This window comes from Bacillus sp. JJ634 (assembly GCF_036962285.1).
Classification (GTDB): domain Bacteria; phylum Bacillota; class Bacilli; order Bacillales; family DSM-1321; genus Peribacillus; species Peribacillus asahii_A.
Genome location: NZ_JBALMU010000134.1, coordinates 2,219 through 5,385, shown reverse-complemented (window position 1 = coordinate 5,385; position 3,167 = coordinate 2,219). Strand labels below are relative to the sequence as shown.

General features: G+C 40.8%; 3 protein-coding genes. All 3 read left to right on the top strand.

Annotated elements, in window-relative coordinates:
- Positions 1-42: 42 nt before the first annotated feature.
- The 3 genes from V7068_RS18175 to V7068_RS18165 are packed head-to-tail and all read left to right on the top strand — an operon-like array spanning position 43 to position 2,978.
- On the top strand, positions 43-1,341 hold the full coding sequence (locus V7068_RS18175) for a CitMHS family transporter (RefSeq protein ID WP_499713953.1): 1,299 nt from the start codon (positions 43-45) through the stop codon (positions 1,339-1,341).
- A 10-nt stretch (positions 1,342-1,351) separates the two neighbouring features.
- A complete protein-coding gene (locus tag V7068_RS18170) occupies positions 1,352-2,686 on the top strand; it encodes an acyclic terpene utilization AtuA family protein (protein WP_499713946.1) in 1,335 nt (444 codons plus the stop codon).
- The gene (locus V7068_RS18165; protein ID WP_499713945.1) at positions 2,667-2,978 is read left to right on the top strand and encodes an AtuA-related protein; all 312 of its coding nucleotides are present in this window, start codon (positions 2,667-2,669) and stop codon (positions 2,976-2,978) included. Before V7068_RS18170 ends, V7068_RS18165 begins: the two co-directional genes overlap by 20 nt.
- The last annotated feature ends 189 nt before the right edge of the window (positions 2,979-3,167 follow it).

Below are 3,167 nucleotides of genomic sequence, written 5' to 3'. Positions count from 1 at the left end.
TATAGATTAGTAGTTATAAAAAACTAGTGAGGGGTGAGGGGTATTTTAGCATTATTAGGTTTCTTAACTATAGGAATTTTCTTGTTTTTAATTATGACTAACCGTTTATCGGTCTTAATTGCTTTAGTTCTAGTGCCGGTCGTTTTTGCTTTAATTGGTGGATTTGGTTTAGAAATAGGGCAAATGATGTTAGATGGTGTCATAAAGGTTGCTCCTACAGGAATTATGATTGTTTTCGCTGTCTTATATTTTGGATTGATGATTGATACGGGTTTATTTGATCCGATGATTAACAAGATGCTTCAATTGGTCAAGGGGGACCCATTGAAGGTTGTGATCGGGACAGCGGTCATTACGATGCTTGTCGCATTAGATGGTGATGGCGCTTCTACTTTTATGATTACGGTGACAGCTTTACTGCCTCTTTATAAAAGGTTGAAGATGAATCCGCTCGTGTTGGCAGGTGTTGTTGCCTTGGGAGCTGGAGTTATGAATCTTGCGCCGTGGGGTGGGCCTACTGCAAGGGCAATGACAGCCTTAAATACGGATGCTGCTGAATTGTTTCATCCCGTTTTGCCCGCGATGATTGTGGGAATCTTGTGGGTCCTGTTCTCAGCTTTTTGGCTTGGAAAAAAGGAAAGAGCAAGATTGGGAATTATCGATTTGAATGAGGGATATACCGGTATTATTGAAGAGCAAGCTGCTGCTATAGAGGCTAAACGTCCTCAACTTTTTTGGTTTAATCTTATTTTAACCATTATCCTTCTTGTGGCTTTAGTTAAAGTATGGCTGCCACTTCCGATATTATTTATTATTGCTTTCTGTATCGCCTTACTCGTCAATTACCGAAATCCTAAAGAACAGCAGGAACGGATATCGAGCCATGCAGGGAATGTTGTACTCGTTTCTACGATGATTTTTGCAGCAGGGATTTTTACTGGGATTCTTACTGGAACAAAAATGATTGATGCAATGGCTTCTTCCATGGTTTCGATTATTCCTGAATCATTAGCTGGCTATCTGCCTGTACTTGTAGCGATTACGGGTATGCCTCTCAGCTTAGTCTTTACACCGGATGCTTATTATTTTGGGATTCTTCCTATTATTAGTCAAACGGCCACTTCATTCGGCGTGGATCCTATTGAAATCGGTCGGGCCGCTATACTTGGACAAATGACGACTGGATTTCCTTTAAGTCCATTAACAGCGTCTACTTTTATTCTTATCGGGCTAACTGGAGTTCGTTTAGGTGATCACCAGCGCTTTATTTTTAAATGGGCATTTGGAACAACGATTGTTATGACGATCGTAGCGTTACTAACAGGAGCGATTACTATTTGAGGTGATGAAAATGATTAGAATTGGATCTGGGGCAGGCTTTTCAGGAGATCGATTAGAACCTGCAGTTTTACTCGCGGAAAAAGGGGACTTGGATTATCTCGTATTAGAATGTTTGGCTGAACGAACAATTGCCTTAGCACAAAAGCGAAAAAGTCAAAATCCTTTATTGGGGTATGACCCTTTATTAGAAAAAAGAATGGAACGCCTTTTACCGGTCATTTGTAAAAATAAAACTCGAATTATTACGAATATGGGAGCGGCAAATCCTATTGGTGCTGCTGAAAAAATTATAGAAATTGCCCAACGCCTTGGGATTTCGATTAAAGTAGCCGCAGTAACAGGAGATGATGTTCTAAAGTACATTCACTCTGATGACCGTGTTCTAGAGACGAATGAACCTATATCATCGGTTCAACATGTCATTTCAGCAAATGCTTACCTTGGTGTAGAAGCGGTATTACCGGCTTTAGAGACAGGTGCGGATATTATTATTACTGGTCGAATAGCCGATCCTTCCTTATTTCTGGCTCCGATGATTCACCATTTTGGTTGGTCTGTAGATGATGTCGATCTACTGGCAAGAGGAACAATCATTGGCCACTTATTAGAATGTGGAGGACAACTGGCTGGAGGCTATTTCGCTGATCCAGGCAAAAAAGATATACCAAACTTTGCTCAATTAGGGTTCCCATTTGCTGAAGTGGAACCTGATGGTTCTGCCGTGATTAGTAAAATAGAAGGTACAGGTGGATTGATAAATTTAGCGACAACGAAAGAACAGCTTCTATATGAAGTAATGAATCCATATGAGTATATAACACCTGACGTTATTGCAGATTTCACATCCGTGTATATCCGTGAAATCGCTCCAAATCGTGTTGAAATATCTGGTGGAAGAGGGAAAAAGAAACCGGATACGTTAAAGGTGAGTGTAGGCTACCAAGCAGGATTTATCGGAGAAGGAGAAATTTCTTATGCGGGGTCTAACGCATTAGGGAGAGCTAAATTAGCTGGAGAAGTGATATATGAGCGATTGAAAGAGGAAGTCCAGGATCTTCGAATTGATTACATTGGTGTTTCTTCTGTTCATCGGACAACCTACGGACAATCTCTGCCTTATGAAGTCCGGCTGCGAGTTGCAGGTAGAGCCGCTGCTTTGGAAAAGGCGGCAAAAGTTGGAGAAGAAGTAGAAGCCCTCTATACCAATGGACCTGCCGGTGGAGGAGGAGCGCGTAAATATACAAATGAAGTCGTTGGGATCGTTTCTACCCTAATACCACGAAATAAAATAGATGTACAGATTACGATAAGGGAGAGCGTGAAGAATGAAGAAAAAATTGTATGAACTTGCTCATAGTCGTGCTGGGGATAAGGGAAATACGCTTATGTTATCTCTTATTCCGTATAATGAAGAGGATTACTCAATGATTTGCGAAAAGGTTACAGCTGAAGAAGTGAAAAAGCATTTAAAGGACATTGTGGAAGGTGATATTGTCCGCTATGAGGTGCCAAATATATCAGCGCTCCAGTTTGTATGTCATCAAGCCTTACTGGGAGGAGTGACCACTTCCCTAGGGATGGACACTCATGGAAAGAGTTTAAGCTATGCCTTGCTAGAGATGGAAATTGAAGTATAAGAGAGAATATGAATAAGATGTGTATCAAAGAACCGGAGATTTCTTCGGTTCTTTTCTATATTCGAGGAAATAATCTCCATGACTTGTTGAATATTTTCAATCATCTATAATATTAAAAGGTAGGAGAGCTTCGATGAGGGACATTTCCCTGGCTAGATTTCTGGACTATGACCTTCATGACTCTGATGA

What these genes read in the sequence shown, in the direction of transcription:
- V7068_RS18170 (WP_499713946.1), top strand. Translation starts at nt 1,352, where the DNA reads ATGATTAGAATTGGATCTGGGGCAGGCTTTTCAGGAGATCGATTAGAA.
- V7068_RS18165 (WP_499713945.1), top strand. Translation starts at nt 2,667, where the DNA reads ATGAAGAAAAAATTGTATGAACTTGCTCATAGTCGTGCTGGGGATAAG.